General features: G+C 37.6%; 23 protein-coding genes and 1 pseudogene. 22 read left to right on the top strand and 2 right to left on the bottom strand.

From position 1 onward, the window contains the following. Positions 1-105: 105 nt before the first annotated feature. Positions 106-3,288: a hypothetical protein gene (locus ACX9YW_RS18050; RefSeq protein ID WP_460349030.1), complete on the top strand. Its 3,183-nt coding sequence runs from the start codon at positions 106-108 to the stop codon at positions 3,286-3,288. A gap of 222 nt (positions 3,289-3,510) precedes the next feature. Here the strand turns inward: ACX9YW_RS18050 and ACX9YW_RS18045 are convergent, their stop codons facing one another. Further along, positions 3,511-3,891 carry a response regulator transcription factor gene (locus ACX9YW_RS18045; protein WP_460349028.1) on the bottom strand — a complete coding sequence of 127 codons (381 nt, stop codon included), beginning with the start codon at positions 3,889-3,891 and terminating at the stop codon, positions 3,511-3,513. Between the two features lie 184 nt (positions 3,892-4,075). Here ACX9YW_RS18045 and ACX9YW_RS18040 point away from each other — a divergent pair, with 184 nt between their 5' ends. The 18 genes from ACX9YW_RS18040 (at position 4,076) to ACX9YW_RS17955 (ending at position 23,387) form a co-directional block, all read left to right on the top strand. Beyond that, complete coding sequence (locus ACX9YW_RS18040) at positions 4,076-4,522, top strand: DnaD domain-containing protein (protein WP_460349026.1); 447 nt, start codon at positions 4,076-4,078, stop codon at positions 4,520-4,522. Then, complete coding sequence (locus ACX9YW_RS18035) at positions 4,519-5,781, top strand: DnaB-like helicase C-terminal domain-containing protein (protein WP_460349024.1); 1,263 nt, start codon at positions 4,519-4,521, stop codon at positions 5,779-5,781. Before ACX9YW_RS18040 ends, ACX9YW_RS18035 begins: the two co-directional genes overlap by 4 nt. Before the next feature lie 48 nt (positions 5,782-5,829). Then, entirely contained in the window at positions 5,830-6,255 is a 426-nt protein-coding gene (locus tag ACX9YW_RS18030) for a hypothetical protein (protein ID WP_460349022.1), read from the top strand. A gap of 99 nt (positions 6,256-6,354) precedes the next feature. Further along, positions 6,355-7,248: a DnaD domain protein gene (locus tag ACX9YW_RS18025; protein WP_460349020.1), complete on the top strand. Its 894-nt coding sequence runs from the start codon at positions 6,355-6,357 to the stop codon at positions 7,246-7,248. 324 nt (positions 7,249-7,572) lie between these two features. After that, entirely contained in the window at positions 7,573-8,595 is a 1,023-nt protein-coding gene (locus ACX9YW_RS18020) for a LacI family DNA-binding transcriptional regulator (RefSeq protein WP_460349018.1), read from the top strand. 174 nt (positions 8,596-8,769) lie between these two features. After that, a complete protein-coding gene (locus ACX9YW_RS18015; RefSeq protein ID WP_460349016.1) occupies positions 8,770-9,528 on the top strand; it encodes a nucleoside phosphorylase in 759 nt (252 codons plus the stop codon). 34 nt (positions 9,529-9,562) lie between these two features. Next, complete coding sequence (locus ACX9YW_RS18010; RefSeq protein ID WP_460349014.1) at positions 9,563-10,522, top strand: carbohydrate ABC transporter permease; 960 nt, start codon at positions 9,563-9,565, stop codon at positions 10,520-10,522. A 41-nt stretch (positions 10,523-10,563) separates the two neighbouring features. Then, complete coding sequence (locus tag ACX9YW_RS18005; RefSeq protein WP_460349012.1) at positions 10,564-11,835, top strand: ABC transporter substrate-binding protein; 1,272 nt, start codon at positions 10,564-10,566, stop codon at positions 11,833-11,835. Between the two features lie 72 nt (positions 11,836-11,907). Beyond that, positions 11,908-12,762, top strand: coding sequence for a carbohydrate ABC transporter permease (locus ACX9YW_RS18000; RefSeq protein ID WP_460349010.1), 855 nt, complete (start codon positions 11,908-11,910; stop codon positions 12,760-12,762). A 21-nt stretch (positions 12,763-12,783) separates the two neighbouring features. Then, entirely contained in the window at positions 12,784-14,121 is a 1,338-nt protein-coding gene (locus ACX9YW_RS17995; RefSeq protein ID WP_460349008.1) for an amidohydrolase family protein, read from the top strand. Between the two features lie 71 nt (positions 14,122-14,192). Then, positions 14,193-15,122 carry a nucleoside hydrolase gene (locus tag ACX9YW_RS17990; RefSeq protein ID WP_460349006.1) on the top strand — a complete coding sequence of 310 codons (930 nt, stop codon included), beginning with the start codon at positions 14,193-14,195 and terminating at the stop codon, positions 15,120-15,122. A gap of 452 nt (positions 15,123-15,574) precedes the next feature. Beyond that, positions 15,575-17,491 carry a 3'-5' exonuclease gene (locus ACX9YW_RS17985; protein WP_460349004.1) on the top strand — a complete coding sequence of 639 codons (1,917 nt, stop codon included), beginning with the start codon at positions 15,575-15,577 and terminating at the stop codon, positions 17,489-17,491. 14 nt (positions 17,492-17,505) lie between these two features. Further along, the gene (locus ACX9YW_RS17980) at positions 17,506-17,832 is read left to right on the top strand and encodes a nucleoside triphosphate pyrophosphohydrolase (protein WP_460349073.1); all 327 of its coding nucleotides are present in this window, start codon (positions 17,506-17,508) and stop codon (positions 17,830-17,832) included. Further along, positions 17,825-20,236 carry a DEAD/DEAH box helicase family protein gene (locus ACX9YW_RS17975; RefSeq protein ID WP_460349002.1) on the top strand — a complete coding sequence of 804 codons (2,412 nt, stop codon included), beginning with the start codon at positions 17,825-17,827 and terminating at the stop codon, positions 20,234-20,236. Before ACX9YW_RS17980 ends, ACX9YW_RS17975 begins: the two co-directional genes overlap by 8 nt. 145 nt (positions 20,237-20,381) lie before the next feature. Next, complete coding sequence (locus tag ACX9YW_RS17970) at positions 20,382-21,050, top strand: restriction endonuclease (protein WP_460349000.1); 669 nt, start codon at positions 20,382-20,384, stop codon at positions 21,048-21,050. Between the two features lie 154 nt (positions 21,051-21,204). Continuing rightward, positions 21,205-21,702 (top strand): GNAT family N-acetyltransferase, encoded by a 498-nt coding sequence (locus ACX9YW_RS17965; protein ID WP_460348998.1) that lies wholly within the window; start codon positions 21,205-21,207, stop codon positions 21,700-21,702. Positions 21,703-21,733: 31 nt separating this feature from the next. Further along, a complete protein-coding gene (locus ACX9YW_RS17960) occupies positions 21,734-22,165 on the top strand; it encodes a GNAT family N-acetyltransferase (RefSeq protein ID WP_460348996.1) in 432 nt (143 codons plus the stop codon). Positions 22,166-22,292: 127 nt separating this feature from the next. Next, positions 22,293-23,387 carry a P-loop NTPase family protein gene (locus ACX9YW_RS17955; protein ID WP_460348994.1) on the top strand — a complete coding sequence of 365 codons (1,095 nt, stop codon included), beginning with the start codon at positions 22,293-22,295 and terminating at the stop codon, positions 23,385-23,387. Between the two features lie 263 nt (positions 23,388-23,650). Here ACX9YW_RS17955 and ACX9YW_RS17950 read toward each other — a convergent pair whose 3' ends face one another. Then, positions 23,651-23,980 carry a hypothetical protein gene (locus tag ACX9YW_RS17950; RefSeq protein WP_460348992.1) on the bottom strand — a complete coding sequence of 110 codons (330 nt, stop codon included), beginning with the start codon at positions 23,978-23,980 and terminating at the stop codon, positions 23,651-23,653. 259 nt (positions 23,981-24,239) lie between these two features. On the opposite strand from ACX9YW_RS17950, the pseudogene ACX9YW_RS17945 reads away from it, so the two are divergent. The 3 genes and pseudogenes from ACX9YW_RS17945 to ACX9YW_RS17935 all read left to right on the top strand — a co-directional run bounded on the left by ACX9YW_RS17945 (position 24,240) and on the right by ACX9YW_RS17935 (position 26,703). Beyond that, positions 24,240-24,755, top strand: a pseudogene (locus ACX9YW_RS17945) (GGDEF domain-containing protein). Positions 24,756-25,088: 333 nt separating this feature from the next. Further along, positions 25,089-25,751 carry a YdeJ family lipoprotein gene (locus ACX9YW_RS17940; protein ID WP_460348990.1) on the top strand — a complete coding sequence of 221 codons (663 nt, stop codon included), beginning with the start codon at positions 25,089-25,091 and terminating at the stop codon, positions 25,749-25,751. 55 nt (positions 25,752-25,806) lie between these two features. Beyond that, positions 25,807-26,703 carry an aminoglycoside phosphotransferase family protein gene (locus tag ACX9YW_RS17935; protein WP_460348988.1) on the top strand — a complete coding sequence of 299 codons (897 nt, stop codon included), beginning with the start codon at positions 25,807-25,809 and terminating at the stop codon, positions 26,701-26,703. Positions 26,704-26,735 lie beyond the last annotated feature (32 nt).

The following is a 26,735-nucleotide window of genomic DNA, read 5'->3' as shown; positions in this document are numbered from 1 at the left end:
AATATTGTTTATGATAGAAATATCAATCTTATAAGGAAAAATTAATGGTGATGGGCATTATATTTGATTTTGATGACCTGTTCCAACTTTAAAGGAGTCAGAAAGATGAGTCGTTTTTTGAGCGTTATTTGTGTTTTACTACTACTCGTTGGTAGTTGTTTTTTTTGGCAAAATCAGCAAGTTGAAGCAGCATCGTCAAAACTTATTCTAGTGAAGGGAACGATTCTAAAGGGTAAGGTTCCGATTGGGAAAGGGACAGTGACGACTTATTCAAAATCAACGAATAAAGCCTATTATTCGACGATTAAAAATGGCCAATTTCAGCTTAATGTGCCAATTGGGGAATACAACGTCCATTCCTACACAGATCATTTGAAGAAAAGCGCTGGTAACATTTATCATAGCTTTACAGTCCGAAGTGGTGTAGCCGCACCAAACATTAAGATTCAACTGAAAGAGGATAACATTAAAGGTCTAGTACAACCTGTATCTGGTAAAATTTCCGACGGAACACTTTATTTCATCAAGCATGATCAAGCGTTAACGGAATATTTTACGGTGATCCGAAATAATCAATTTCAATTACCGTTAGAAAACGGCACATACACAGCATACCAATATGTTAATAAAAGCGACGCCAAATATTATCAGGTTGATTCTACTTTTACCGTTTCAAATGGAAAATTGACCACTGCATCCTTGAAAATACAAGGCCAACCGACAAATATAAGCGGATCCGTAAAATTGTCTTCTCAAAAAAATATCAACGGTACGGTAAAGATAGTATGTCAATCATGTGAAAGAGAGATTGCTTATACAGCAACGGTGAAGAATGGTAAGTATGAAGCCTCACTTTCTAATGGTCATTATAAAATTGCTAACATTTACAATCAGGCAACAAAGAAAACAAACCCTTATTCTTTTGTATTTGAAGTAAAACAGGCAAAAGTCACAGCAGCTAAAATGGCAATGGCGTTGGTTGTTGATCGTGATAATCTAAAAGGTACAATCGAAAAAGGTGGAAAGCCAATTACAAAGGGAAATCTGTTTATCTACCCGACGAATGGGGAGGGCTATTATTACTATCCAGATATTACGAATGGGCAGTTTACCACTTTCCTTAAGGATGGTTCATATAATATCGATGGGTATTTTGATGAAAGCCAACAACAGAATGTACCGTTGGAAACACCAATTAAATTTGTTGTAACCGGAGGGAAATCCAGCTTGCCTAACCTGGTCATTTCCATGCCTGCAGACAATTTTATCGGTACCGTACATAAAGCAGGGGTTCCAATTGCGAAAGGAACGATTTATGCGAAAACTGACCTTTATACCCGAGTAGTTAGTATCTATCAGGGTAAGTTTACGGCCTATCTTAAAGATGGGACGTATACGATTCAAAAAGCGCGGGATGATGTCGCTTACCTTGATTATGAATTCGAGCCGATTCTGGTAAAAGTAGAATCAGGCAAGCTCACAAGTTCGAAGCCGCTAAAGATTGATATTTTAGAAGATAATGTATCAGGAGTGCTCCTAACAAGCTCCGGTGTTCTCAAAAGTGGAGCATTTTACGTCATTGCGGATACGGGGAAAGAATATAAATTCCCGATTTATGATGGCAAATTTTCGATGAATTTACCTGATGGTGCTTATAAGATTGGGCCTATTTTCGACTACTCAGGGGGGAACAAGGCAGTAGATTTTTCCTTTACTGTCAAGAGCGGTAAGCTTGTCGAAGGACCATCACTGGAAATTTTCATTGCGGATGACAATTTTTCCGGGATGATCGTGAAAACTGGTACGTCAATCAAGAAAGGGGCGATGATTCTTCACTCCGCAACTGGAAATAACCACGTCGTTCAGATTGAGGATAATCGCTATTCTGACAATCTACCGAATGGAGTATATCGAGTAACGGCCGTTGTAGATACGTTGACTAATTTACGGTATGAACTGTCCATTCCGATTTCGATTTCGATCGTAAATGGGAAATTAGCCAATCCTGTTTCGATTCTAATACAAGAAGTTAATGTGAAGATAACGGTTGAAAATTCGTTTAAACTTGTTAGCGGTCGTTTGGAACTAAGGGACAAATATGGGAAGGTCTATTCATTTGTGATCCAAGAAGGCCGATTAGTAACCTACTTGGCAAATGGTGATTATGTGATCACCTCGTTCTTTACCGAAAGTGGTTTGCAAATCCCACTAGGTCTATCGTTTTCGGTTATAGATGGTAAGACAAGTCCTGACAAGCTTGCGATTAAACTCCTCGAGAACAACATTGATGGAACCGTCACAAAAGCAGGAAAAATAGTCGAAAGCGGTTATGTGATTGTCCAGAGCACATTTGCTGATTATTCTATTCCTATTCAAAACGGGAAAATTAGCACGTACTTACCAGATGGTAACTATAAAATCATTCAATCCTACGACAAGTCATCATTACAGGAAGCCGTGGAGGACATTTCATTTACAGTAAGCAATGGTAAGCCTAGTATCAACCCATTTATCATCCTCCTACAAGAGGATAATCTTCAAGGGACGCTGTTAATGGGCAATTCACCAGCTAAAGATGGAGTGATTTATCTTATTGGAAAAAATAATAAGAAGGACTATCGCTTTTTTGTTCGAAATGGGACTTTTTCGGGTAGCTTACCTGACGGGGAATATCAAGTTGTTCGTTATATATCTAATGGGAGTGTTATCGACCGAAAATGGAGTCAGGAATTTACGATTTCAAACGGGCAATTAAGCAAGCCACTACTCATCTCACTGCCCGATAATAATTTTACCGGGACAGTAGAAAAGAGCGGTGAAGTCATCCAACTTGGTACGATGACCATAAAAAACAAAGAGACAATGAGTGAGTTCATCGTTAGAATTAAGGATGGGGTATTCACCGATTACTTAGCTGACGGTCGGTATATGATCATCAATGTATCAAGCAACACCATAAGAAATCACTATGAGGAAATTCACTTCCAAGTGGAAGATGGTCTTATTTCCATTTCGACTGAAATCAAACTGAAGGAAGATAATGTGATTGGGACAGTGCGAAAAAATGACACCGGCATTACTGGATCGATGATCATTAAACAGGAAAGTGGTCCATTTCGAGTGAGACTTGCGATCATGGATGGAAAATTGAGTACCTACTTACCAGATGGAATCTATAAGGTCATATCGATCTATAGCCAAAACGGCAAGAGCGAAGAATTTGACACAACATCTTTTATAGTCAGCGGTGGAAGCTTACAGGGGACATTGGATATACAATTAAAGTGAGGTGGACATTATTCCGCCTTGCTTTTTTACTTTTTAAGATAAAGTTGTAGGTTGGGCTTACTTGGGCAGATGCGAATGACAAAGGGAGTGTAACACCGTGTACTTGTCACCCGAGCGAGTAGCTTTAAGGAACAGAATTCAACAAAAAAGACGGAATCCGATTGATTTCGTCTTTTTGTGTTCTATTTAATAAAAATAGCTTGGCTTTTGTAGTGACTAGCTTTACTCAGAGATTTCTTGATTCAATTGGTCTATTGCAGATTTGACTTTTTCCACTAATTCGCGTGGGCTAAAGGGTTTTAAAATGTAATCATCTGCACCAAGTTCAAAAGCTCTGACTTGTGCTTCGGATTCCCCGTGCGCCGACAAAATCATAACCGGAGTATTTTTGATTTTCCTTAGTTCTTCTAACACTTGAAAACCGTCTTTTCCAGGCATAAATAAATCTAAAAAGATGATATCAAAATCTTGCTGAAGTGCTTTCTCTAAACCCACTATTCCATCGGTTGCGATCTCTACCTGACATGACTCCCTTTCGAGATAGAGTTTTAATAGGTTTGAGATTCGAATCTCATCCTCAACTATTAATACTTTAACCCCCATTATTCCCATCTCCTCCTCGTGAAGCCAATGATTCCTTAGTGAATTATACCATTTGTGTCTATTTTGTGACAATGATAAGACGATTTTAAATGTCCGGTCTAAACTTACCCTGACCACTTCGAGCACCTCATCTGTATATAGGGAATGAAAGGAATTATTTGAACAGAAAGGGCAGTGATGAAGAATGATTCATGGGCAAGAAGAAGAAAAACAAAATTCTTCCGCAAATCAAAAGCCAGTGGGTGAACGACCTTTCTTTCCATGCACAAAAGGGGAAGACGTGAAAGAAATCATGGAGATGTGGGATGCTAACGGATTTGGTTATTCAAATCTTTATGCCAAACAGCAGCTGTTAGCTTGGTTGGATGACTCGAAATTTTTACATCCAGGGCAAGTGATCGTCAAAGCCATGAAGATTGCCTGTGCCAACAACAAGCGGAAGCTGAACTATGTGGTAGCGATCCTTCAAAACTGGCAAAATGAATCGCTATTGACCATGGAGGAAATCGAATCTTATCAAGAAAAGCTAAAATCTTTACAAAAAACAAGGCAAAAAACAGAAACAGTTTGTTCTGGAAGAGCGATTCCAAATCGAACGGAAGTTGACTTAACGGCAGGTGAAGATTGGTGAGTATGGTGGAAATGGCTTTTTTAGGAAGTTTAATCAAAGCGGAATATTTACTGAAGGATACAGTGGTTCAAGTGGAGCATCTGGAAAGTAAACGGCATCAAGAAATCATGAGAAAAATGATGCAGTTATCTCGTGTTGGTAAAAATATCGATCTCATTACCTTTACCACCGTACCTGAACTCGATTCATTTGGTGGGATGTCGTATCTTTCAGAATTGTTATCGCATGCAGATCTTGGGAAATTTGAAGAAATCGAGCAACTCATTTTAGAGCAGTGGAAAGAGCGGGAGAAGAGAAATATATTAACGGTCGCAAGAATTCATGATTGGGATATTGCGAAGGTCATTACCGAATTAGATAAAATCAATCAAATAAGAATGGATGATCATACGTCGATTCATGAAGCATTAGCAGTCATTTATGAATCGCCTTGGGAAGACCAACCATCCTTTAAGGGAGCAACCACGGGTATCCAAAAACTCGATGACTTTACGGGTGGCTTTCAGAACGGTGAGGTGACCATTCTAGCAGCAAGACCTTCAATGGGAAAAACGGATGTGATGCTTCATTTTGCCAAAATGGCCGGTTGGGCTGGATATCTTCCGATCGTCTTTTCTTTAGAAATGCCTGAAAGGTTAATAACGATACGATTAATGGCCTCAACTGGGGGATATAATCGGTCAAAAATGCGGGATCCAAAAAGGAGGCTGGACGAAAATCAAAAGAACAAATGGTCGGATGTCGTAGGAGCTCTCGCTAAAACGAATTTACAAATTTTTGATGGGGCTGGTCAAACGATTGCCGAAATGAGGGCCAAGACCCGTAAAGTCATGAACCAATTTCTCAAAAAGCGACCGATCATTTTTATCGATTACTTAACGCTCATTCGTTCTAGTCAACCTTTCGGGGGCAACTCCCATTCTCAAGTCACAGAAATATCTCGATCTCTCAAAATGATGGCAAAGGATTTTGATTGCCCGGTGATCTGTTTGGCTCAGCTTAATCGCTCGGTGGAAAACAGGGCTAATAAACGACCGATAATGTCAGATATTCGTGAATCAGGCAGTGTCGAACAGGATGCGGATGTCATTTTATTTCTGTATCGTGAAATGTATTATGACAAGGAGTCTGAGGATCGAACAATCGAGATGATCATTTCGAAAAACCGTAATGGTCCAGTAGGAACATTCTCCGTTCATTACAATGAATATACCGGTAAGATTGACGAGCTATACGAGCAAAGTCAATCAGCTGACTAATAAAAGCCAAAGTAGTGTTTCAAAATGCAAATAGAGGGGTGTAATCGTATGTTAATCCGAGAACTATACCTGGATAGTATTCATTATGATGAATCCGTATTAGCCCATTTCATCTATCATTTACTAAAGGAGAAGAAAATTGCATTAGATGACGACATTTCCAAACTAGATTTATATGAAGCAGACACGCAGTTAGTAGCGAAAATGATAGACGACAATATTTTAGGGATTCATCCGGTTAGGATTTACTCACTCAAAATGTCTAGGGAAACATTTGTTTTTATCTTTGCTAGAATTGAACAGGCTGCCATCCAATTCTTTATGCAAAAATTTCGCCAAGCGCCATTGAACTGTCAAGAATATCCACTAGGTGTTCCATTTACTAGAGGAAATGATCTCATTTCCTTTCGGGATATGAGGAAAGAGATGAGGTGTTTTCCTGCAATAGCAGGGTATTTTAGGAAAATGGATTGAGTTTTTACAAAATAGACAAAACGTTTAGTTTAACCCATAAAAGTATGAAAAGCAGTGTGTTTTTTAAAAACACACTGCTTTCAGTGAGGAGTGTAGAAGATGACATACATACCGAAATTAGCTTATGAATTGCAAACATTTGATGGTGTGGAATCACTGAATCACCATATGAATCTACATTATCAATCTCTCAAACATCATCTGACAGAAAGTGGCGATCGCGTTTTTCATTCCATAAAAAAGTATTCGTGCAAAGTGGCAGGTGTATGCTGGTTAAAGCAGGAAACACTAGCAAAGGCTGCAGATGTATCCATCAAAACGGTCGAACGGACGGTAAAATGGTTAACAGAGGCTGGCGTCATGAAAATCTATCACACGAAGCGCTCTAACGGGCTAAATGGAAATTGTTATTATGTCTTACAACCATTTATACAGCAAAACCTAGCAGTAGACGTGGAAGAGATCAGCTCGATTGAGGAAGCAAATGTCGGAGCGGATGAAAGCCTATTAGATCAGATGGCTCTTGGACATACCAATCACGAAAAAAGTGACAAACTCTTTAAAAGCTCTTATAAAACTTCTATAAACTCAACTAAAACAACTATAAACTCTTTTTCAACCTCCAAAAAAGGAGAAGGCTTCGATGAATTAATGACGTTTTGGGACCAGAATGGATTTGGTGCTACTAATCATTATGGAAAACAGCAGTTGTTGTTATGGTTGGATCAAACATGTTTTATACAACCCTTTGAAATGATATTAAAGGCCATGTATATTGCATGCGATCAAAATCAGCGAAAACTAAGCTATGTAGTTGGAATTCTAAAAAATTGGCAAAAAGCCTCTTTACGGACTCTAGATGAAATAGATTCTTATCAGGAAAATAAGCAAAAATCAGTAGCAAAGACTAAGAAAATAACGGAAATAACTACTTACGGTAGAGCGATTCCTAGAGAAAGTGAAGTTGATTTTAGTGCGGGGGAAGACTGGTGATTATGATGAAAAGATGCTTTGGGCGAAATATTTTCAGAACACAAGTAACGGATGCCATGTCGAGGAGATATTTTTGACATGATTGAGCTGGTACTAAAGGGTACTAACCTTTTAACATGCAACTTAGAAGGTTTCGGACTAGAAATTTAGTGAAATTGGACCAAATTTTGTTCGGAACAAGGTGAGCTGTTTTATATAAAATGAACCTCTCTATCCATCTTTCATTTTTAGTTCCAATTAATTTGAGACCGGTTGCATAAATGGTTGACAAGTGTAATACAAATGAACTAAGAATATTCTGAAAAGTTGGTAAGGTGAGACATGGTGAAGAAAAATATTACGATATCAGATGTTGCAAGGATGGCGAATGTCCATAAGTCTACTGTTTCAAGGGTATTAAATAATCAGCCATCCGTTAATCCCAAAACGAAGGAAAAAATATGGAAAACAATAAATGAACTAGGTTATTCGCCAAATCGTTCTGCACAATCTCTTGCATCTGGAAAAACGAAGATTATTGGGGTGATTATCTCGGATAATCATTTAAGTAACCTATTAATAGGTCCGTTTTTCCCAGCTATCTTAAAGGGAATAACAGCTGCTGCCGAAAAAGCGGGATTTAATATATTGCTAATCCCTTCACCAAATAACAATACGGATTCCTATATTGAAGTCATCAAAAAAAATACGGTTGATGGATTTGTCATTGTAGGGACACCTTATCATGACGACCTTAATCAAATATTGAATGAACAAAATATTCCTTATGTTTTCATTGGAAAAACGAAAACATCTAATGATGAAAATAGTTATTATGTAGCAGCGGATAATGAAGCGGGTGGTTACATGGCAACGAACTATTTGTTAAATATGGGACATCGAGATCTCGTTGTAATGGTATCAGAAATTAATGACTTCATCCTTCTTCATAATCAAGAAAGAATTTCTGGAATCAAACATGCATTCCAAGCACATAATCTACCATTTCAAGACAATATGATCGTTAAAACACCTTCAGGTATGGATGATAGTTATTATTTTATTCGTAACTATTTAAAAACAAATAAACCGACTGCTCTACTGGTTTTGAATGAAATTACAACCATGTCCTGCATAAATGCGTTACTAGATGATCAATATCATATTCCAAAAGACATTGCCATTATTGCATTTGGAGACCCACTATTTTATAGCCAGATTAGACCTCGATTAACAACCGTTAGCCAAGATGTTGAATGGTTAGGTAAAACCGCACTAGAAATGCTCCTTAGACGAATCAATATGGAAGAAATTTATCCAACCTGCATTGTAAATAAACCAGAATTAATCATTCGAGAAAGTACGTAATCATATAAATTTACGTCATGTAAATAAATGAAACCGGTTGCGAAATGAAAAATAGTAGAAATAGACGAAGCTTATTCATTTCATTTTTAGGTCTTGTAAACACCTCATTGGGAGCAATATTCAGAATTTACATCTGAATATTTATGATAAAAATGTACACAAGGGGGCCATTCAATGACTTACAACAAAGGAAATGAGTTTGTAGGAAGGCAAAAGCATATTTTATGCCAGGAAGGTGATGTTGCACCATATGTGTTATTACCTGGGGATCCTGGAAGAGCGGAATTGATTTCTACATTTTTTGATGAGAGAAAGTTGATTGCAAAAAACCGGGAATACACCGTCTACACAGGAACCTATAAAGGTGTTCCCGTTTCAGTCTGCTCAACTGGAGTAGGCTCACCATCTGCTGCGATTGGGATTGAGGAGCTTGGCAAAGTGGGAGCACATACCTTCATTCGTGTAGGTTCCGCAGGTGGTTTACAGGACGAGGTAAATCCTGGAGATATTTGTATCGCTACTGCTGCTTATCGGAAAGAAAGTACCTCAAAGGATTATATTCCTTCAGAATACCCGGCTGTTGCCGATTTAAACGTAACTTTAGCCTTAATTCAAGCCTCACGTGAACTAGGTATTCCAACCCATGTTGGATTATGTTCATCTGGGGATGCCTTTTACGCACCAAAGCCACCAGGATTTACGGAAATGCTGCATAATTCAAATGTATTAGCAGGAGAGATGGAATGTTCAGCAATTTTTGTGATTGCTAGTTTACGGCGTTGGAGAGCTGGAGGAATCTTGGCGATTGACGGCAACATTTGGAGGAACGAAAGGAAGAAAGAAGGATCGGATGAAATTTTTAATAAAGCAGTTGAAAATGAAATCCGCATTTCACTTGAGGCTTGTAAAATTTTATACGGAAAAGAAAAGTGATTCACGGTTAGTTTTAGGTTCAGGAGGATGAAAAATGAATGTTGAATCTGAAAATACAGACCTGTCAACCTTTGAGAAGGAAAATAGGCTAAAGTCTTTTCGGTTATTTGAAAAATTCGATCAGTTCAATGAAACAACTCTAGCAAAATTGTATATTTCCCCAACTATTCTTGTATTAATATTGATCGTATTATTTCCCGTTTGTTATGCATTATTCCTTTCTTTTAACGATGTTCAATTTGTACAAGGGAAGTTAACCTATACCTTTGTTGGATTTGATAACTATTTACGAGTTTTGGAGGATGTAAGAATCCCAAATATTTTATTCAAAACTGTATTTTTTACGATCATAACCGTGGTAGGGACAATCATCATTGCGTTTGGGATCGCCTTATCTATTCATCATAGTGTATGGGGTGCAAGCTTATTTAAACGACTCTTTCTAATCCCTTGGGCATTATCTAACGTAGTCAATGCTCTTATGTGGAAGTGGATGTATAGCGGTAGTAACGGGATTATTAACGAAATTATGGTAAAGCTCGGTCTCATTGAGCAATATAAAATTTGGTTAACGGACCCTTCAACCGCATTAGGAGCTATTATCCTTGCAGATATTTGGAAAAGCACTCCATTTGCAGCTTTATTAATTCTTACAGCACTTCAAACGATTCCAAAGGATTTATATGATGCGTCTGAAATAGATGGTGCTGGGAGCTTGGCGCAATTTCGATTTATCGTACTACCGACTATTCGTCCGATTTTATTAGTCGTTTTCATCATCCAAACGATGTGGACACTCCGTGTTTTCGACCTGATTTGGGTTTTAACACAAGGTGGTCCGGTTGACAAAACGATGATTTTGAATGTTTATGCTTATGAACAGGCATTTAGATTTTTCGAAATAGGCTATGGCTCGGCGTTAGCTTATTTGATTACATTTGCGACGATCATATTAACATTTTTGTATATTAAAGTCCTTGGTAAAGGTGAGTAAATCACATTATCTATTAAGCCCATCAAAGGGGGAAAACTAAAGTGAGATCTTTTAATAAGACCATCTGGTTTGTCTGTATGATATTTACCGTGATTTTCGCAACTGCTTGTAGTAATGATACAAGTAGTAAAAATAAGGATGGGAAAAGAGAAGTAAATATCCTATATGTTGGTGAGCCGCAATTTTGGTTAGATCAAGCAGAGGAATTTGAAGAGGAAACAGGGATTAAGGTTAATTATGAAAGCATTCCTTTTACACAACTACATGACGCTATGTTTACGAGATTTTCTGGGGGAGGGAGCAATTATGATGTTATCCATGTACGAGATGATTGGGCCGCTGAATTTGCCTCTCAGGGATTCCTCCAGCCACTTGATGACTATATGACTGATGAAATGAGAGATAAATTTTCTCCGTATGCCCTGGAAGCTCTCTCATATAAAGGGAAATCGTATGGAGTACCACGTTATATGTGGCTATGGCAATTCTATTACAATAAGGAAATGCTAAAACAAGCCGGATATGACAAAGCACCTGAAACTTGGGATGAACTTGCGGAAATGGCAAAAACTGTCCAAGAAAAATTGTCGGGAGTAGGAGGGTATGCTGAACCATACGGACAAAACTTTGCTTCCACCCCATTTATTGTCCATTTAAGAGCAAATGGTGGGGAGTTCTGGGATTATGAAAAAAATGTCCCAACATTTAATACTCCTGAGGGTGTAAAGGCGTTACAGTTTATGCAGGATTTGAATGTCAATCAAAAGGTTTTATCTCCCCTTTCATTTGAGTTCACAGGGACTGGACCAATGTCTGATGCTTTTGTACAAGGGATGTTTGCCATGAATATGAACACTCCACATACCTTCCCAATGTCCAATGATGAAAAGCTTTCAAAAGTGGTAGGAGATATTGAAGTAAGCTTGATTCCTGGGGCCAGTGTAAGGTCAGCAGGTTATGCTGAAACCGGCGGATTGGCGATACCAAGTTCTGCTCCAAATAAAGATGAAGCCTTTGAATTTATTAAATTTGTTACAAGTTTTGATCAACAGAAGAAAATGGCAATTGAAGCTGGGCGGATTCCTGCTGATAAAAATGCTTTAACCGATCCAGAAGTGTTAGAGGCACATCCTCATTTTAAGACTGTAGCAGAGCAAATTGAGTATCCGTTTGGGATGTTTAAACATGAGAAAGCGACAGAAATTACCAATGCTGTTTCGAGATTTATTACCGAGGCAGTTAATGGAACTAAAACAGCCGAAGATGCTTTAAAGGAGGCCGAAAAAGCCGTTTTAAAGATAATTAATCGATAAATGATTTTCATGCCTGTGGAGGTTACAAGAATCTTGTAACCTCTCTTATCAAAATAACGAAAGGATGTCGCGATGATGAAAAGGCAGGGAGATCATTATTACAAATTAAAAAAATGGCTAAAAAATATCATTCTATTTTTTATCTCCATTCTTCTAATGATCTTTATCCTATTTCCATTTGTTTGGCTAATTCTCTCAAGTTTTAAGGTTCCAGCAGAGCTTTTTAGTAAGCCCCCAACTTGGCTCCCGAGTGAGGGAACGCTTGAATATTATATTGAAATTTTCCGGGATTCGGCTTTTAGAATGGCATTGTGGAACAGCTTGCTAGTATCTGTCTTTTCAACTTTAATCTCTTTATTACTAGGATCCTTAGGCGCATATGCCTTTGCTAGATTTGAATTTCCTAAGAAAAAGGTCTTTTTTCTATCTATTTTATGTACGCAAATGCTACCGCAGATGGCCCTTATTATCCCTTTGTTCATTTTGATGCGGATGACAGGTCTGCTTTATACGTATCAAGGTTTAATTTTGGCATACGTCACTTTTTCCCTCCCATATGTTGTATGGATGTTCAGAGCGTTTATTATCACTGTACCCTATGAAATTGAGGAAGCAGCAAGAATTGACGGATGTACGAGAATACTTGCCCTATGGAAAGTGGTATTACCTCTTGCAGCTCCAGGGCTAGTCACCACTGGGATATTTGTTTTTATAGGTGCGTGGAATGAATTTTTATTTGCCAATGTCATGGGTGGAACGAATATTAAAACCATTCCTGTTAGAATCGCTGAGTTTATTGGTGAAGAAAGAATTGCCTATGAGTTGATGTTTCCAGCTGGTGTTATTGCTAGTTTGCCAGTATTAATATTGGTTCTATTCTTCCAAAGATATATTGTCAAAGGGTTAACGGCTGGTTCCGTTAAATAAATGGAAAGAGGGTAGAAGGAAATGAATTGTGATTTGTTAATCAAAAATAGTTCAATCTTATCAAAAGACTTTGAGATTATTGAAAATCAATCCATTGTCATTCATAATCAAAAGATTGTTGAAATTGGTTCTTATCAAGATTTAGCAAGAAAATATAAAATAACAAATGTTCTAGATGGTAAAGGGAAACTAGTAATGCCTGGTTTAGTAGACGCTCATACACATACCTGTCAGCAATATCTTAGAGGAAGGGTAGCAGAAGAGTACCCAATGGTGTGGGCAAGAATTTTAGTCCCGTTTGAAAGTAATCTGACTGAAGATGATGTCTATCATGGTGCCCAATTAAGCTGTCTTGAAATGATTAAATCAGGTACGACATCTTTTGCAGATGCAGGTGGACGTCATATGCACCGAGTTGCTGAAGCAACCATTGAATCGGGAATGCGAGCAGCTCTTACCTTTTCCACTATGGATACGGGAGCCTTTATCCCCGACAATATGAAGGGATCAGTAGAGGAATGTATCGAAAATATTGAAATGTTATACCGTGACTATCAAGGTCAAGGTGATGGGCGAATAAATGTTTGGTTTGGAATAAGACAGGTATTAACTAGCACTCCAGAATTAATCAAAGCTACCGTTGAAAAAGCAAAGGAATACCAAACAGGCATTCATGCTCACTTAGCAGAGCATCGTGATGAAGTAGGTCACTGCCTGCAAAACTATCAATTAAGACCGACGGAGTTCCTGGATTCTCTGGGGGTACTCGGTCCTAATCTTTTGACCGCACATAATGTTCTACTTTCTGAAAAGGAGATTGATTTATTAGCAGAGCGTGATGTGAAACTGGTCCATTGTCCTCGTAACAATTTAAATAGTCACGGTTTTTCAAAGACACCTAGAATATTGCAACAAGGTATATCAGTTGGAATTGGAAGCGATGGAGCAGCCAATTCAGGGTTATGTTTATTTGATGAAATTAGGGTTTTAAAGTTTGCAATGAGCGGTATTTGGGGCATTCCAATTTTTGACCCAATAGTCATTCCAGCAAAGGATCTATTGAAAATGATTACTTTTGGTGGAGCAAATGCCATTATGCATGGTGATCGACTAGGGACGATTGAAGAAGGAAAACTTGCGGATTTAATTCTTATTGATATTGATCAACCGCATATTTCTCCTACACATAAGCTAATCAATACCCTTGTTGATGCTGTAAATGCCAATGATATAAAAGATGTGGTTATCAATGGAAAATTAGTCATGAAAAATAGGGAAGTCCTAACCTTAGACGAAGAGAAGATTCTATTTGAAAGTAAAGCTAGACTTAAATCAATATCTGAAAGAGCAGGGATTTAACGGATGCAAGTTGAAAAACAACGTCTACTCATTAATAGATAATCATTTACAAGGCTGAAAGGAATTGACTCATGAAAAAAGTGATTATGGACGTGGATACAGGTATTGATGATGCCCTAGCTATTGCGTATGCGATTGCCTTACCGGAAATTGATTTACTAGGCATCACAACCTCGTATGGAATGGTACCCGTAGAGTATTCTTACAGAAACACGAAAGAAGTAATCAAAAGTTTGAATCAAAAAATACCTGTTTTTAAAGGTTCTGAAAAACCATTGGTTCGAACAAAGGAGTACAAAGGGAAAATCCATGGAATAGATGGATTAGGGGAAACGTTAGGACCCGTTACTCAAACCTATGAATCAACGAAACCTGCCGTTGATTTTATCATTGAAAAGGTACACGAATATGAGAATGAATTAACCATAGTCACAACCGGACCTTTAACGAATTTAGCGAGCGCCATCCAAAAGGCACCTGAAATAGTTGAAAAAGTTGGGAGAATTGTATCGATGGGAGGAGCAGTATCAACTCCAGGTAATGTAACAAAATTTGCTGAAGCTAATATCTACATTGATCCTGAAGCAGCCAATTTGGTTCTTCAATCTCAACTACCCATAACACTTGTAGGCTTGGATGTTACAAGAAAAACACTATTATCGAAAAACGAAATAAATAAATGGAGACAGAAGGGGACTAAAACAAGCTTATTTTTTGCTCAGTTCACTGAATTTTATATAGAATCTTATAAAAAAGTCCATCCATTTTTAGAAGGATGTGCTTTACATGACCCTTTAGCCGTAGGTGTAGCAGCTTTTCCTGAAATCGTAACGACAATTCCTATAAACCTTAAAGTAGACCTGGAGGGTGAAACGAGAGGAAGAACAACAGAGGATTTGAATCAAATTAATGTAAACAATTCAACAACAGATGTTTGTTTGCTTGTCGATGAAAAAAGATTTAGGGAGGATTTTTTAAGGTATATCGTGTGGAATTTTTAGCGAGTTTATAACAAAGAGTTGCTCCAAGAAGTTCATACTTCGGTTCAAGAAGCTAGCTGCCCTAAATAAGGAACAGCAGCTTTTTTTTGTAAATGGACGTTGATATTTGAAAAGTTATCCTATTGTCATATCTCCTATGATGGTGAAGGACGAATTGAAGGAATACTTTTTGTTGTATTTGAGTTATTACTATGACATGTCGCTGCTGGGGCAGTAGTTTAATATATTGTACATTTTATAGGTGGTGACCCCGAACACCAGCAAAAATTACTTATTAGGCTCCACAAAAAATTGAAGAACCTTACTAAAGGTCTAACTCCTTAATGAATAGTTAGACCTTTTTATCAAGTAATGATAAATTTCCTATTTGTAAAATTATTTGAATTGAATGTAATAAATTGGAGATTATTGTATAATTAGAAGGAAAATAATCGAATTTTGGAGTTGTTCCTATGGCAATTACAGTTCCCGAATCTATAAGGTCATCAGCAACAGCTGGCGAACGCCTATTTTTCCGAACTCTCAAAATGTTTCTTCCCGATGATTATATAGTATATTTCGAACCCGAAATCCAAGGTAGGCGGCCAGATTTTGTTATCATTGGTCCCGATCTTGGTCTCTTGGTGTTGGAAGTTAAAGATTATACGAGGAATACTCTTTTCCAGATTAACCATGATGAGTGGCATATCGTAACTACATCTGGCGACCAGGCTGTTCTTAAAAGCCCGATGAAACAGGCACGAGAAAATATGTTTCATGTTGTAGATGCTCTAAAAAAGGATAAAAACCTAATTCAGTTGGAAGGGAAGTATCAATTTCAACTTAAGTTTCCTTATGGCCATGGAGTGGTATTTACCAGATTAAAATCAGCTGATATGGTGAAGGACTCTTTATATTCGGTTATTGAGCCAAACCTATGTCTTACAAGGGATGAAATTGATCCAGATAATGATAGTTTTTCCGAAGAAGTATTGATGGAGAAGATATTAAATATGTTTGTGGTTCCATTTCGGTTAAGAGAGCCACTAACTTTCGAGGAGATAAATTGTATCCGTTATCATTTATTTCCGGAGGTACGGATTAGTGCAGAGTTTAAACCGCCTGTTCCATATCATGATCAGCTTTTACTCTCTTTGCATGATATAAAAACAATGGACTTACATCAGGAGAACTTGGCTAAGCAACTTGGTGATAAGAACCGATTAATTAGAGGGGTAGCAGGTAGTGGGAAAACATTAATTTTGGCGAGCAGAGCAAAAATGATTTCAAAAGAGAATCCGGATTGGAAGATATTAATACTTTGCTATAATATCTCACTAGCAAATTCCATTCAACAGTTGATCATACATATGTTAAATGAACCCGAAGACTTGTTTGATTTTGATTTTTCGAATAGTGGCACTGAAATAGTGAAAAACCAGAATGTCATGGTGAGAAATTTTCATGCTTGGCTAAGGAACGATTTACGAATATCTGAGCACCAGATTCCTACCATATTAGAAAAGTTAAAGAATCATGAGACCATTTTACCAAAATATGATGCCATCCTAATAGATGAGGGGCAGGACTTTGAACCAGAATGGTTATCTTTAGTTAGTAGTTTAATCAATGAACAAACACAATCGTTATTATTGGTAGAAGATCGTGCACAGAGTATTTACAAAAGAAAACGGTCCTATCTACAAGATACTGGGTTAAGTTTCCAAGGACGTTCCAAAGTCTTATCGATAAACTATCGTAATACCGCTCAAATTGTGAAATTTGCCTGGGATTTTTATCGACAGCTCTCAAAATTCAAGAATAAAGTAGTGAACCGCGATCTAGAGGGGGAAATTATCGCTCCACAGAGTACCAAACGAAAAGGTCCAGAGGTTGGTATTGTGAAAGCTAAAAACTTTTTTGATGAGATGAGATTGATTGCACGGCAGATAAATAAACTTATTTCAGATAAAAAGGTTCCGGCTCATGAAGTACTTATCCTATACCGAGTTAAGAAAACCTATAAGTACCCAGTCATTGATATCATAAAAAAATCTTTAGCAGATGAAAAATTGCCTTATTTTTGGATTACAGAAAACGATGTTTCCAAACGGTATTTTGAAAAAGAGGATGGCAAGGTCAAGATTAGTACGATTGATAGTAGTAAAGGTCTTGATTACCAAGCAGTGTTTATTGTTAATGTCGATTCTATGCCTTTTCCTTTGGAAGATGATGAGGAGCGGGAAGTCTCTCTTCTATATATTGGGATGACTAGAGCCAAGCAATTTCTTTGTTTGTCGTATTCTGGGGAATCTAAATTCACTCAATACTTCGATAAGATACAGGAAAATAGGGCATTAGATAAAGATAAATTAAAAATTATAAAGTAAGTGAGGTACTAATGATGCCAATTTACAATAAATTAGTTCGGGATCGAATACCAGAAGTCATTGAAGCAACAGGAAAAAAATTCACTACAAGGATCTTAAATAATGAAGAATACATAACTGAATTAAAAAAGAAAACTTATGAAGAGCTAGACGAATACATGAAAACTGAAAATAGTGAAGATGCCATTGAAGAACTGGCAGATCTTCTTGAATTGATGCATGCCCTGGCCGATTATCATGGAGCATCCATCGAAAATGTTGAAGACGTTAGAAAGGAAAAAGCGCAAAAACGCGGAGGATTTAAAGAGAAAATCTTCCTCATTGAGGTTCAGGATGAGTAAGGTCGAACTAATCACTCAAAATTTAGGAGAGCATTTGCTTGAACAAATTAAGACGGCCTCTACCATTTGTATCTTGACTTCGTTTGTCATGAAATCTGGTGTTGATTTTTTAAAAGAAGCCTTAAAGACTGCAGCAGAGAGAGGAGCAGATATCAAAATCTGCACAGGTGATTATTTATTCATTACACAGCCAGAAGCTTTAAATGAATTACTAATGATCAATCCTGCTATCGAAGTTCGTTTATGGGTTAGTAATGGTATCTCCTTCCACCCGAAGGCATACTTATTTCAGACAGAAGATAAAGAATGTTTGTTTATTGGCTCTTCCAATCTATCTAGGTCTGCTTTGACTCAGGGGGTAGAATGGAATCTATCCGTTAGTGAGAATAAAACCGTTTATAAACAAGCCCTTGATCATTTTCTTAAAATATACTTAGCTGAGGAAACCATTTGGTTAAATCGTGAGACCGTTAAGGATTACAGAGAAAAGTATCAAGTCTACCATCAAAAGCATCCCCATTTGGCAACAGAATGGTCCAAACTAGAAGAGCTTGATTTGATGTTACCTACAAAACTTAATCCGAAGCAGCCAAGTCAGGTGCTGGATCCTCCGGTCACTTATGACGACATTAAACCGCGATTTGCTCAATTAGAAGCATTGGACGAACTGAATAAGACCATAGAGGAGGATTACGATAAGGCACTCGTGGTTATGGCCACAGGTTTGGGTAAAACCTACTTGGCTGGTTTTTTTGCCCAAATGTTTAAGCGGGTATTATTTGTTGCACATCGTGAAGAGATTCTTAATCAAGCTCAAGAGTCATTTCGGAATATCATGCCGGAAAGATCAACTGGTATTTATAACGGTAACCATAAGGATTCCAATGTTGATTCCATTTTTGCCTCGATAAATACGTTAAGTATGAAAGCTCATATCCAAAAATTTCGTAAAGACGAATTCGATATAATTATTATCGATGAGTTTCACCACGCTGCTGCCAACATGTATAAGCGTGTCTTAGAATATTTTAAGCCGAAATTTTTACTAGGCATAACGGCTACCCCTGATCGCAATGACAATAAAGATGTTTATGCGATTTGTGATGGAAATGTTGCTTTTCGGCTAGATTTCTTAGATGCCATAGAAAAGAAGTGGTTGTCGCCTTTTAAATATTTTGGAGTGTATGACGATACTGATTATAGTCAAATTACTTGGTTTGGTACCCGATATGACGAAGAGGAACTGTTGCAAGCCCAGTTACGAGAGGGACTTGCTGAAAAAATCCTTCAAGCCTGGGTAGAAAAAAAGCAAACGCGAACAATAGGTTTTTGTTCATCTATTAAACAAGCAAATTATTTATCAGGATATTTTAATGAAAACGGCTATCGAACAGTCGGTCTCCATTCCCAGCAGATAGGGATTAGCCGAAAATCTGCCATCGAACAGCTAAACAATGGGGAACTGGATGTCATTTTTACAGTTGATCTATTTAATGAAGGGGTAGATATTCCTTCAGTAGATACCCTTCTATTTGTAAGGCCAACTGAATCATTGACTGTTTTTACACAGCAAATTGGGCGGGGATTACGAATCTATCCTGGCAAAGAATACTGTGTCATTATTGATTTAATTGGTAACTATCGTAATGCAGATATAAAGCTTGGATTGTTTGATACTCAATCAGGCGAGAAAAAAGGGAAGCAAACTCACCCGGTAGTTCCAGAGTACTGTGAACTTAACCTAGACCTTGAAGTGATCAACCTGTTTAAAGAAATGAACAGGAAAACACAACCTAGAAGGGATCGGCTACTTAACGATTATCATACATTGAAAAATGAACTAGGCAGACGGCCAACATACCTTGATTTGCATTTAAGAGGCGAATCTGACTCTATCCAATACAAGCAAGAATTTCAATCCTATTTTGGCTTTTTAGATTGGGCAGGTGAACTTTCCGATACTGAAAATGAGATTTGGAAGCGTTACCAAGACTGGTTGATAGATGTTGAAAAAACCGGAATGACTAAAAGTTATAAAATGATTGTTCTGATGGCTATGCTTAATCGTGGACCAGCTAACTGGTATGCTCCGATTACACCGAGAGAGGTTGCACCATTTTTTTACCAATACTTAATGAAGAAGGAATATCGCAAGAGAATTGATTTTTCAGATAAATCCTCTAAGGAATTATGGCAATATAATCAAGATAAGGTTAGTAAACTAATTGCAACTATGCCAATGTCGAAATGGAATGGAAGCTCTAAACAGTTAACAACCTTTGAAAATAACCTGTTTTCACTAAATTTTAATGTTTTACCGGAAGACGAAGAAATCCTTCATAATTGGACGAAGGAAATATGTGAGTATCGGTTACATTATCATTTTGAGCGGAAAGCGAAGTAACGATTAGAAATTAGTCGAAAGTAATATTATTATGTAAACAAATAGGGCGTTACTTTGTGTTTATTCAAAATAATAGAAAGGAGGTAGCTAGATGGCTAGAAGAAAAAGTGCAGCTAAACGTGAAGATTAATTTATAGAAGGAGTATTGGGTTTATCAGGCTTCGGAATAGGTATCATTACTTGGTATTTTTCCAAATCATTTCAACTAGGCTTGACACTGGGACTTATTGGTGTAGGGATAGCAATTATTCTACTCTTTTACAGGAAGTTTAAATTTAATGAAAAAGTAAGAAAATCCAAAATCAAAGACATCGACACCATGACCGGCACTCAATTCGAATATTTCCTCAAGTTAATATTCACAGACCAAGGCTATAAAGTCCAAACAACCAAGGTAACCGGCGATTTCGGAGCTGATCTTGTGATGACTAAAGGTGAGAAACGGATTGTAGTTCAAGCTAAACGGTATAATAGTAGAGTAGGGATTAAGGCAATTCAGGAAGTCGTTTCGTCCATTGCACATTACCAAGCAAATGAGGGCTGGGTAGTAACGAACAATGAATTTACTGATGCCGCTATCCAGTTGGCAAAGTCTAATCGAATTAAACTTATTGAAAGAAACGAATTAATCCAGATGCTTTCTTCATTAGAAGAACAGCAAACTGCGAAAACGATTCAAGAAGTGGCTACCAGTCATGAAGTCGAGACCTGTCCAAAATGTGGCTCAGAATTAGTTTTACGAAAAGGTAGCCGAGGGCAATTTTATGGCTGTAGTGGTTTTCCAAAATGCCGTTATACCAGAAATGTAGAATAATTGTTTAAAGGGCAATTTCTAATTAATAGAAAATGCCCTTTAATATAGTAAACTAATTACAAAAAGATGAATATTATCTATTAGATATTACATTAATGTGTAAAACTGGGTCTTATCTACCTATTGGTTACGATTCATAAGGGGAGGAGAATATATGGATATTGCTATCCGTAATGCTAACCGTAGTGATTACGAGTCACTACTGCCTTTATTCAGACAGGTTCATGATCTACATGTTCAAGAGCGCCCAGATGTATACAAAGAGAATTCGAACCCAGTAGATCAAATGTTTTTTCAAAGCCAGCTAGATGATGTAAAACAGCATATTATTGTAGCTACCATCGAGAATAACATCGTTGGAATGGCAGTGTTGAAGGAAGAAGAGATAGTTGAAAATTCATTTGTAAATGCAAGAAAGATATTATTGGTAGCTAGTTTATGTGTGGATGAAACGCATAGAATGAAGGGTATCGGAAGAAGCCTCTTGCAATATGTTTTTGATTTTGGTAAAAGTCTGAAGGTTGATAGTATAGAATTGGGAGTGTTAGAAAAGAATTCTTCTGCAATTGAATTCTATGAATCTATAGGTATGGTAACAAAGAGTAGGAGAATGGAGTTTTTATTGGACCATAGTAAGAATGATTTTCTATAACAAGACCTTATCATAAAAAGGGGAATCTACCATGCAACTACTTGTAAAGGTAATTAAAACGGATACCGAAATCATGTCTACTTTTAGCATTTTCAAACAACTGCGTCCACATGTAATACAAGATGAATTTGTTGAAAAAATAAATCGGTTACAGGAGCGTTATGGTTATCAGTTAGTTGCCATATTGGAAAACGATGAGGTTAAAGCAGCAGCGGGATATAGGATAACCGAGTCTCTCGCTTGGGGAAAGTATTTATATGTCGATGATTTGATTACAGATGAAACAAGCCGGAAGAAGGGTTATGCGAAACTCCTATGGGATTGGCTGATCAGTCAAGCAAAGGAAAATGACTGTGAACAATTTCATTTAGATTCTAGTGTTCAACGTCATGATGCCCATCGTTTTTATCTCAAAGGTGGCTTAGATATCACCTGTCATCATTTTCAAATGACTCTTAAATAAATAAAACACCATCATTTTTGAAAGGTGAGCTCTTACGTACAGTTATTGGACGCAAAATCTAAACTGTGCATTCCATAAATAAAAATGAGGGACACACCTGTCCTTCAATGGATGAGGAGAGGCAAACATGCAAGAATCAAAATTAATTTTTATGGAAGGACTTCCCTCCACAGGAAAGTCCACGAATTCAGGTATTTTATTAGCACAGTTGAACCGAAATGGTAAAAAAGCGAGATGGATTCACGAAGTAGCAAGACCTCATCCTACTTTATTTTTTTATGAGGCCTGTTTAAAGGAAAACGAATATCGTAGACTTCTAGAGAAATACCCCAGCTCAGAAATACTACTTAACCGACTAAAAACTAGCCGCAAGAATACAATTGTATTTGATTTATTGGAGCTAGAATGGAACTATTCACATTTGTTGGATAGTGATGCTTTAGATGAAATCAAAAGCTATGATGTATGGAATTTTTCAATCGAACAGTATATAGAGGTATCGTTGGAAAAATGGCAGCATTTTGTTGAGGAACAGCTTCAACGAGACGAGATCATCATTTTAGATAGTAGCCTTTTTCAATTTCAAATATATACTTTTGTATTAGCTGGGGTCTCGTTTTCGAAACTAGAAGCATACATTAAGCAAATTTATGAGATCGTGGCTCCGCTAAATCCATCATTGGTCTATTTATATCGAGAAAATACCGAAGACACGATTGATTACTTGATTAGGGCTAGGGGAATATCGTTTTTAGAGAGAATCTGGGAACGAGATCAGAAACAACCTTATTATCAAAACCGTCCTGCCGGTGCGGAAGGTTATAAAATGTTTTTAAGAGATTATGACAAGTATGCAAGGTTATTATTTGATTCATCACCATTATCCAAGTTAGCCATCGAAATTAGCCGAGGTAATTGGAATGAATATGTAAATGAGTTACTTAAATTTTATCATATTGATTATAAAGAATTTCCGACCTATCCCTTTCCAAATGGGAGATATCATAATGAAAAGCTAGGAATATCCATTGAGATTAAAAATGAAACTTGTATTTTACCGGGTGGAGGACAAAAGAAATTATTGGCTAAATCTGAAACGGAATTCTATCTCAATGATCTGCCTGTTATTCTTCGATATACCAATGATCGTTTAGTTATTGAAGGAGAACAACTATGTGATCGATGGACGACAAAAGGTACGATTTATACAAGGTTAAATTAGAAAATAGTAGGGGACAGGTTTGTCCTTACCTTTACATAATGCAGAGGTTCATTCCAGTTTGGAGGGTAAACTTTGGGGGGTTTTCATGAATGTGTAGGGACCGTTAAGGATATCCATAGGTTTCCTGTAAAATCAATCTTAGGAGAGTCTTTATCATCCATTTCCATTGACATGAGAGGTCTCTAGATGATTTATTTCTATCACAATAAAAAACAGTTCCGTTGAATCATTAACGAAACTGTTATTAAATAAGAGAATACGTTCTAGTAATAATAAGGGGATGGATATGGATATGGGTGTGGATAGCCCATCCCAACCCCTGGAGCCCCTAAACCAAGACCTGGATAATAACCAAGACCTGAGCCAGGCCCGCCTAAACCAAGACCTGGAGCAAAACCAAAACCTGAACCAGGTCCACCTATACCAGGTCCTCCTAAACCAAGACCTGGACCAAAGCCGAGACCTGAACCAGGTCCCCCTAAACCAAGACCTGGTGAAAAACCAAAACCTGAGCCAGGTCCACCTAAACCAATGCCAGGGCGAATCCTTTCATCAATTGAATGGGTAATATAATTCACATTATAGGGTATCATTTTTATCCTCCTCATTGTATGTTACCTTAAAGCATATTCCTCCTTCGGGGAAAGCTCTTGGGTAATTGACCTAAATAATAAATTTTTTTGTGACATATGCGGAGTAAATTAACATTAACTTTTTTATCTAATACCACAATGCTTTCGGAAAATCATTTCCTTTTTATTGACTAGCAAGATTATGAAAAGATGTACTAAAACGAAACTAAACTAGCTAATAATAGCTGCTTTCTTAAGGAACTGACGGAGGCTTAACACAATAAAGCCTATAGAAATTGATCAAGCCTATTGTGATGAGCTTACCCAGATTTACAATCGCCGAGCCTTTTTTGAAAAATGTGAAGTAGAGTTTGCAACAGCGAAAAGGACTACATCCACTTATCCAGTTGTTTTGATGGATGTAGATTATTTTAAAAGAGTAAATTACACTTATGGCCACCCTGTTGGCGATCAGTTGCTGAACCATGTGGCCAAAGTTTGTCAATCGCTGGTAGGATAAAACATGCTATTTGCTCGATATGGTGGGGAAGAGTTTGTTCTGGCACTGAAGGGGAGCTCGGCATTTGAGGGTGAAAGAATAGCGGATCAAATGCGGAAGCATCTAGAAACACAACCTCTTATCATACCTGAAGGCATTATTTCTGTTACTTTGAGTTGCGGTGTGGCAAAAGTGAAGGAAAACGACGATGAAACTTTATACCAGCTCTTAAATAAGGCAGATAGAGCTTTATACATGGCAAAAGAAGATGGTCGTAATCGAGTACGAGTCTATTAAGTTTGGAGCTATTATCAAAACGGCTATACCCCTAAGTAAAATGTACCCTCATTTAGAGTGCAAAATCATAACTAACTAGTACAAATAGCGTAGTAAAAAGCATGATGCAATTTTGTTATCATGCTTTTTTGATTCTAGTTAAAAGTGCCTGTCACCTCCCCGGAGGACGGAGGGACAGCCTCTCTGTTCCGTTTGCATAGCATTTGTATTTCTTTTTGTTGGAATTTTCACATTTGGTAGTATTTTGTGTGAATATTTGGTATTTTAAAAGGATAATAACCTTATTCGGAGTAAGAATCGGTTCTCATTTTAATGAAAGGATTTGGTTGGCTAATGAAAAGACAAACAACCGCTGCTCTAATCCTTGTTTTAATAGGTATGTTAGTAGGATGTACAGATACAACTAATGAATCTACAACTAGCACTAACAAAAATAGTACTGTTTTAGAATCGACGAAAAAAATAGTATCCAAAAATGATGAAAATGACACTAGAAGTGCATTAGAGGCATGGGACGCTGTTGATACTAATGAATTCTTAAGAGCTGTTTCTGATATTAATGATTTGGAAGGGACGAAATTGGAATCAAATGAAGGAGCGGAGGAAGTAGAATCATTAGCCCAGTACTCTAGTGAAGATATTGAATATGCTCGTGTTTGGTTACAACTTGGAAGTAATCAAGCAATTGATGAATTGAATGTTCGTCATATTCCAGCGGGCACTCCACTAAATCCTGATGATGAAACCAGTGCAAGTTATCCTAGGGATGTAATCCAGTTGGCTGGTTCTCGTCTAGTTGACGGTTCCGTGACTTATTATGAAAATGGCGATGGCACCATCGTTTTGTACAACATTCCGCTGCGTTGGGACGGTATCTATCCAGCTGGAGAACCATTTTACCAAGGTATTCTGAAAGAAACAAAGCTAGTTTCCATTAACCCGGGTGACGATGAAAAGGTTATGGAACTAATAAGATTATTAAACGTTGTTGATTAAACGCTACTACGGTGGGGTAATTATTTTATCGTTAAGTGGTTAAGGAGAAGAAATCATGTTCGATATTAAAAACTACGCGTCATTTGAAAAAATCGAACCAATTCACAAGGGTTGGTCGAGTGATAAAAAGTACTATATTGAAACCAAGTCTAGTGAAAAGTTGCTGCTTCGGATGGCTGATAGTTCTAAGTTTGACAACAAAAAAAGTGAATTTGAAAGGATGAAAGTGCTGGCCGAACGCGGTTTGCCGATTTCACAGCCCATTGATTTTGGCGTTTGTGACGGAGGCATGAGTGTGTATTCACTTTTCACCTGGTGTGACGGTGAAGATGCTGCCATTGTCTTACCTCGTCTAACCGAAAAAGAGCAATATCAGCTTGGTGTGAAATCGGGGCAAGTTCTGAGGGAAATCCACCAAATTCCTGCGCCTAAAGAGCAAGAAGACTGGGGTACTTTTTTCAACAGAAAAATAGACAGGAAGATCAAAAGTTACACGGAATGTCTCATCAAATTTGAGGATGACGATAAAATCATGGCCTATATTAAAGAAAACCGATACCTCCTCCATGGTAGGCCGCAGAGCTTTCAACACGGTGACTATCATGTCGGAAATATGGTTATTTCATCAGTGGGAGAACTAAGTATTATCGATTTCAACAGAAATGATTACGGTGATCCATGGGAAGAGTTTAACCGCATCGTCTGGAGTGCTGCTGCCAGTCCGCAATTTGCAACGGGACAGCTTAACGGTTATTTTAACGGAAGACCACCTGAGCTGTTCTTTCGACTTTTGGCATTGTATATTAGTAGCAATATGATTTCTTCCATTCCCTGGGCCATTCCTTTCGGTGAAAAGGATGTAAAGGTTATGTTAATCCAAGCACAAGAGGTTCTAGTATCATTTGAAAGAATGACGAATCCTGTACCGAGTTGGTATTTAGGGGATAGTTAAATAATGAATAGGAATGAATAGAAGGAGGAATT

The sequence above is a fragment of the Pseudoneobacillus rhizolycopersici genome (genome assembly GCF_054786815.1).
Note: the sequence above shows the minus strand (reverse complement) of the source record. Positions and strands in the feature narration are given on the sequence as shown.